3 protein-coding genes and 1 rRNA gene (1 of these 4 cut by a window edge) are annotated in these 7,500 nt (G+C 47.5%); 2 read left to right on the plus strand and 2 right to left on the minus strand.

Annotated elements, in window-relative coordinates; all coding sequences use genetic code 11:
• Positions 1-1,740, plus strand: a 23S ribosomal RNA gene (locus BBR47_RS00165) (it extends 1,189 nt beyond the left edge of the window).
• Between the two features lie 438 nt (positions 1,741-2,178).
• Here BBR47_RS00165 and BBR47_RS00170 read toward each other — a convergent pair.
• Positions 2,179-3,558: a sensor histidine kinase gene (locus BBR47_RS00170; RefSeq protein WP_012683790.1), complete on the minus strand. Its 1,380-nt coding sequence runs from the start codon at positions 3,556-3,558 to the stop codon at positions 2,179-2,181.
• Positions 3,555-4,244: a response regulator transcription factor gene (locus tag BBR47_RS00175; protein ID WP_012683791.1), complete on the minus strand. Its 690-nt coding sequence runs from the start codon at positions 4,242-4,244 to the stop codon at positions 3,555-3,557. Before BBR47_RS00175 ends, BBR47_RS00170 begins: the two co-directional genes overlap by 4 nt.
• Before the next feature lie 561 nt (positions 4,245-4,805).
• Between BBR47_RS00175 and gyrA the strand changes: the two genes are divergently transcribed.
• The gene (gyrA, locus tag BBR47_RS00180) at positions 4,806-7,340 is read left to right on the plus strand and encodes a DNA gyrase subunit A (protein ID WP_012683793.1); all 2,535 of its coding nucleotides are present in this window, start codon (positions 4,806-4,808) and stop codon (positions 7,338-7,340) included.
• Positions 7,341-7,500: the final 160 nt, after the last annotated feature.

The raw sequence follows: 7,500 nt of genomic DNA on the forward strand, positions 1-7,500 counted from the left end.
CGTATCACCGAAGCTATGGCAGTCCTTACGGACTGGGTAGGGGAGCGTTCCAAGCAGCAGTGAAGCCGTACTGGAAAGAGCGGTGGAGCGCTTGGAAGTGAGAATGCCGGTGTAAGTAGCGAAAAGACAAGTGAGAATCTTGTCCACCGAAAGCCTAAGGTTTCCTGGGGAAGGCTCGTCCTCCCAGGGTTAGTCGGGACCTAAGCTGAGGCCGAAAGGCGTAGGCGATGGACAACAGGTTGATATTCCTGTACCACCTCTGTTCCGCTTGAGCAATGGCGTGACGCAGGAGGATAGGGTGAGCGGCCTATTGGATGGCCGTCCAAGCAGTAAGTGTGGTGTGTAGGCAAATCCGCACACCGTGAAGCATGAGCTGTGATGGCGAGGGAAATATAAGTACCGAAGTCCCTGATTTCACACTGCCAAGAAAAGCGTCTAGCGAGGAACAAGGTGCCCGTACCGCAAACCGACACAGGTAGGCGAGGAGAGAATCCTAAGGTGCGCGGGATAACTCTTGCTAAGGAACTCGGCAAAATGGCCCCGTAACTTCGGGAGAAGGGGCGCCTCGGTAGGGTTAATAGCCCGAGGGGGCCGCAGTGAAAAGGCCCAAGCGACTGTTTAGCAAAAACACAGGTCTCTGCGAAGCCGCAAGGCGAAGTATAGGGGCTGACGCCTGCCCGGTGCTGGAAGGTTAAGGGGATGAGTTAGCGCAAGCGAAGCTTTGAACCGAAGCCCCAGTAAACGGCGGCCGTAACTATAACGGTCCTAAGGTAGCGAAATTCCTTGTCGGGTAAGTTCCGACCCGCACGAAAGGCGTAACGACTTGGGCGCTGTCTCGGCAAGAGACCCGGTGAAATCATAATACCTGTGAAGATGCAGGTTACCCGCGACAAGACGGAAAGACCCCATGGAGCTTTACTGTAGCCTGGTATTGGAACTTTGTGCATCATGTACAGGATAGGTGGGAAGCTGAGAAGCAGGGGCGCCAGCCTCTGTGGAGCTGTCGGTGGGATACCACCCTTGATGTACGGAGTTTCTAACTCGTCGCCCTTATCGGGCGAGAGGACCATGCCAGGTGGGCAGTTTGACTGGGGCGGTCGCCTCCTAAAAGGTAACGGAGGCGCCCAAAGGTTCCCTCAGAATGGTCGGAAATCATTCGTAGAGTGTAAAGGCAGAAGGGAGCTTGACTGCGAGACCTACAAGTCGAGCAGGGACGAAAGTCGGGCTTAGTGATCCGGTGGTTCCGCATGGAAGGGCCATCGCTCAACGGATAAAAGCTACCCTGGGGATAACAGGCTTATCTCCCCCAAGAGTCCACATCGACGGGGAGGTTTGGCACCTCGATGTCGGCTCATCGCATCCTGGGGCTGAAGTAGGTCCCAAGGGTTGGGCTGTTCGCCCATTAAAGCGGTACGCGAGCTGGGTTCAGAACGTCGTGAGACAGTTCGGTCCCTATCTGTCGCGGGCGTAGGAAGTTTGAGGAGAGCTGTCCTTAGTACGAGAGGACCGGGATGGACGCACCGCTGGTGCACCAGTTGTCACGCCAGTGGCACAGCTGGGTAGCTATGTGCGGACGGGATAAGCGCTGAAAGCATCTAAGCGTGAAGCCCCCTCCAAGATGAGACTTCCCACAGCGCAAGCTGGTAAGACCCCTCATAGACGATGAGGTTGATAGGTTCGGTGTGGAAGCGCGGTAACGCGTGGAGCTGACGAATACTAATCGGTCGAGGACTTATCCACACACTTAGCAACTGATCATGCAGATCCAGTTTTCAGGGAATAAAAGAGACCATCCAAGTCGGATGGTTTTTTTGCACTATTTGAAGACTGACGTATGTTTTTTAAAAAAGAGTTATGTCATTATGAGACAAGCCTCTTCCAGTCGGATCCACTAACAGTATAGCTAGTATTTCTCCCTCTTCTTGCTCGATATTCGGTAATGCTGCTTCCCGCAGCGTTATCCTCTTCTACGCTTACTTTTGGCTTAGTCATTGTCTTCTATGGCTTAGATTGGGTAGCTATTGGCTGCACATCAATTAGGTGCTGCTGTGCTGTATACGGTGGAGGAGTCATTTAAAGTTATGCGAATTGGAAGGAACGCGCTTGCGGCGAAAGTTTCCGGGAACATGTAGCGGTAAATATATAGATGGAAAGTAAAACACCCGAGTAGACATTAGATCACTCGGGTGTTCGTGAGTTTTCAGGCTGGGGATACAAGGGGAGGGTGATGCGAAAGATAGCGCCGTGGAGTCGGCCGTTTTCTGCCTGAAGACAGCCGTGCGAACGTTCGATAATTGCTCGAGAAATAGCTAGCCCCAGTCCGACATCACCATTTTTTCCTTTCACAAAACGATGAAATAAATGAGGGAGAAGTTCTTCCGCGATGCCCTCCCCATCATCTTGTACTTCTATCTGGAGTTGACGCTTGCCTGATTTAATTTCGATCGTGATCTGATCCTTGGCATGTCGCAAAGCATTTCCAATGATATTCAACAGGGCTTGAAGAAACTTTCCTTCATCTACGTACACTACGTCATTGGTTTTAGTCGGACGTACTGAAATCGTTACATTGTGTTGGAGCTGCAAAGGGTGTAAACGCTCAATGGTCCGAGTCACCAGGTCGGTAGCGGAATGCCACGAGGGATCAAACAAATTCTCTTCGCCTTCAAGCTTGGCCAACAATATAATTTCAGTCACAATATGCTTCAATCGATTGGTTTCCTCAACGATGACATCAAAACCCTTTTCAGCAGCAGCATCAACAAAAACACCATCGCGAATTCCCTCGGCATATCCTTGAATGGACATGAGAGGGGTTTTTAGCTCGTGGGAAGCATTCTGTAAAAATTGCCGCTGGATTTCATGAAAACGATCGAGCTCTTGTGCCATGGAGTAAACACTATTCGAGACTTCAGCAATTTCACCGCGTGCAGGAATGAGTTGGACTTCGGAAAAACGCCGTGCTTGAATCTTTTTTATTTCTCTCGTCAATTTATGCAGTGGCTGCACCATACTACGCGTAATAAAAAAGCTGAGCAAAATGGTAGATACCGCTCCAATCAAAACGATGAGCAAGATGTTATTCGTCATTTCCATACGAGTGTCTTTAAGTCCACGTACAGGAGAGGCCAGAATCAGTCGTTGCTTTTCGTCGTTTTTAAAAGGCAGGTTAACGACCACATAATCATCGCTTCCGACCATCCATATGTTTCGATTTTGCCTTTTCTCCGCTTTACGCTCAAGGGCATCCATCCACCCATTCAAATTGGAAGAAGGCAGGGACGTGTAGAGTACTTTTTTCTTTTTGCCTAAGAGTAAAACTTCTATCTTGCGATTGGAGACGAGAAGCTTTTCGAGTTCTGCGACTCCCTCTGTTTCAATCTTTGCATTCGATTCGTTCATTTTTTCTATCCAGAATCGACCTTTTAGGTTTAATTCATTCTTTTGCTGCTCAATTAAATTATCAAGCAAAAACGAATTGATCAGGAAAGCTGATACCCCCATGACAAGACAGAGAAGAAGGGCGAACATCAACGTAATGCGAAAATGGATACTCATTCATCTTTCGTTCCTTCCAAAGTTCGCAGGCGATACCCAAAGCCCCAAACCGTTTCAAGAGGGATCTTATCCAGCTTTTTTCGGATACGACGAATGAGATCATCAACCACTCGATCACTTCCAAAATAATCAAATCCCCATATAAGAGAGAGCAGCTCATCACGGGAAAAAGCCCGATTCGGATGCTCCGATAAAAGGCTGAGCACTTGAAACTCTTTCGAGGTCACCTCTACTTCCTCCCCAAAAGAATATACAAGACGTTTTTCCTTATCTAAAACAAGAGCGCTAATAGCTGTTTGTTCCGCATGGGATTTCATTTGTTTCCAACGCTGGAGTGCCCGATTCACACGTGCCACTAATTCACGGGGACTAAAAGGCTTGGTGAGATAATCGTCGCTTCCTAGCTCTAGTCCAAGAATCTTGTCTACTTCTTCGTCGCGTGCGGAAACCATGATGATAGGCGTTTCTGAGCCAGCACGAATACGTCGGCAAAACTCATAGCCATTCATACCTGGCAACATGATGTCCAATACCCATAGATCGGGGGGATTCTCTTGCTCTAAAGTAATGGCCTCTTCGGCTGATTCAATGGCAGTTGTAACATAGCCTTCCTTTTGCAGATAGGCTTCGACGATCTGACGAATATTGATGTCATCGTCTACGATAGCAATGTGATAGATCTTCATGGGATTCCTCCGCGAACCTTAAGATTCTCACTTTATTGTACATCTTCAAAAAGACTTAAGCAGTTGTTGGAGGCATTTCCCACACTTTTCCCATACTTCCTTTCCTACGTTTCTTACAATAGTGTAAGGAAGTTGAAACCCAAATCGATAGGACTACGTGGTCATACTCTGTAAAATGAAAGTACATTCAATAACGGAGGGATACACCATGAGAAAACTACTACAGATGATCGTGATTACGTTCGGATTGTTAATCGATACGAAGACAATGATTCGCTTCTCTGAATTGGAAATGGTCGTGAAGCTGTAAAGATGATGATAACTACATGTAAAAAGACATGAAATTCTAGGCGCCAGAATGTAGGGGCCTTTTTTGTTTTTGTGTGATCCAGCGTGAAACAAAGCTGGAATATTTAGGGGTGAAATGGAATGCCCGAGTGTACGACCAATTCAGAGGGAAATCTTAGGGAAATAGATTGATTTAAGTGGTTTTTTTGGACGTGTCCTCTCTCTATATGGTATAATGAAGTATTGTGATAACCAGTTGGAGGTTTACCCTTTATGGCAGAAGAAACTGCTCGGTTTCCAAAAGTCGATATTAGCCACGAAATGAGAGAATCGTTCATTAGCTATGCGATGAGCGTTATCGTCAGTCGGGCTTTGCCTGACGTTCGCGATGGTTTGAAGCCTGTACACAGGCGTATTTTGTATGCCATGCACGATATGGGCCTTACTCCTGACAAGCCGTTCCGTAAATCGGCAAACGTTGTCGGGGAAGTAATGGCGAACTACCATCCGCATGGTGACTCTTCCATCTATGAAGCGATGGTACGTATGGCCCAAGATTTTAACATGCGCTACATGCTGGTTGAAGGGCAAGGGAACTTCGGTTCTGTAGACGGCGACCCGGCAGCGGCGATGCGTTATACGGAGTCGCGTTTTTCCAAGCTCGCGCTGGAGCTTTTGCGCGATATTGATAAAGAAACGGTCGATTTCATTCCTAACTACGACGGACGCAAAGAAGAGCCGGTTGTATTGCCTTCTCGTTTCCCGAACCTGCTTTTGAATGGTGCATCAGGGATTGCTGTAGGTATGGCTACCAATATTCCGCCACATAACTTGACGGAAGTTGTTGATGGTGTCATTGCCATGATCGACAATCCTGATATTACGATTCAAGATTTGATGAAAATCATCAAGGGACCTGACTTCCCTACAGCGGGGGAGATTCTCGGTTACAGTGGTATTCGCCGTGCCTATGAAACAGGCCGTGGTTCCATTATTATGCGCGCCAAAACCCAGATTGAAGAGGATGGGAAAGGCAAACCACGCATCATCGTAACAGAGATCCCTTATCAGGTAAACAAGGCTAGACTCGTGGAAAAAATCGCGGAGCTAGTGCGCGAGAAAAAAATCGAAGGCATTACCGACCTTCGTGATGAGTCTGACCGCAAAGGTATGCGTATTGTCATGGAATTGCGCCGTGACGTCATTCCAAAGGTTGTATTGAACAATCTATTTAAGCATACCCAAATGCAGTCTACATTTGGTGTGAATATGCTGGCACTCGTTGATAGTCGTCCGCGTGTATTGAATCTGCGTGACATGCTCTATTACTATTTGGAGCACCAACGTGTCATTATCCGCAGAAGGACCGAATACGATCTCAAGCAAGCAGAAGCCCGTGCGCACATCTTGGAAGGCTTGCGTATTGCATTGGATCATATTGACGAGATTATCAGCTTGATTCGTTCTTCTCAAACCACGGAAGAAGCTCGCACAGGACTCATGGAGAATTACTCCTTGTCCTACGAGCAGGCACAGGCGATTCTCGATATGCGTCTGCAACGCCTGACTGGTTTGGAACGAGAAAAAATCGAGAACGAATACCAGGAGCTCATGGTAAAAATCGCAGAACTGCGTGCTATTCTTGCAGACGAAGCTAAAATCTACGCGATCATCCGCGATGAGCTGGGTGAGATCAAAGAGAAGTTTGGCGATGAAAGACGCACAGAAATTACTTTCGATGAGAATCATATCGAAGATGCTGATTTGATCCCAGAGGAAGATGTCGTAATCACCCTGACGCATGACGGTTATATCAAGCGTCTGCCTGTTTCGACCTACCGTTCGCAAAAACGTGGTGGACGTGGCGTGCAGGGATTGGGAACCAAGGATGACGATTTTGTCGAGCATCTGTACATTACCAACTCGCATGATTACATCATGTTCTTTACGAGCAAAGGGAAGGTGTATCGCCTAAAAGGATTTGAGATTCCTGACCTGAGCCGGACAGCAAAAGGTACCCCAATCATCAATCTCATTCAGATTGAAAAAGGGGAGCGGGTTAGTGCGGTAATCCCTGTGAAAGAGTTTGATCAAGAACATTACCTGTTCTTTGCGACCAAGAAGGGGATTATTAAGAAAACTACGCTGGAGTCCTATGAAAACATTCGCAAAGGCGGGCTAATTGCGGTTAACCTGCGCGAAGATGATGAGTTGATTGGTGTTCGTCTGACGGATGGCCAACAACAAATCATTATGGGTACTCATAAAGGTATGTCCGTCCGTTTCAATGAGGGAGACGTACGCACGATGGGACGTAACGCCACCGGTGTGAAGGGGATTACCCTTGACGACGATGATGATGTCATCGATATGGACGTTATCAAGCCAAATGCAGAAGTGCTCATTGTAACGGCGAATGGTTACGGAAAACGGACTCCTGTCGATGAATACCGCATTCAATCTCGTGGCGGTAAAGGAATTAAGACACACAATGTAACGGATCGTAGCGGTCCGGTCGTCGGTCTGAAAGTCGTTGAGCCTGAAGAAGATCTGATGATTATTACCACTTCCGGTATCATCATTCGTACAGAAATGAAAGGTATTTCTGTGATGGGGCGCTACACGCAAGGTGTGAAACTGATCCGTTTGTCTGAAAATGAGCAAGTGGGATCAGTCGCCAAATGTCCTCCGACTGAGGAAGAGGATATGACGGATGAAGATGCAGAAGAGGGAATCGAAGATCTGCAAGACGGAGAGACTGTCGAAGCAACCGAGCCTATCGAACCTACCGAACCGACAGAGGAATAAAGAAAAATCACGACGAAAGCGTCCCGCATAATGTGGGGCGTTTTTTCTGTGTAAATGCAAAAGTTTGTTCAACCCATTGCTTTTTTCCTGCAAATGGTTTGGGTTTGAAGTAAAATTGGGAAATGGATACTATATCATTAACAAGTTGGATCGGGTGGTG

It is taken from the genome of Brevibacillus brevis NBRC 100599 (genome assembly GCF_000010165.1).
Lineage (GTDB): Bacteria > Bacillota > Bacilli > Brevibacillales > Brevibacillaceae > Brevibacillus > Brevibacillus brevis_D.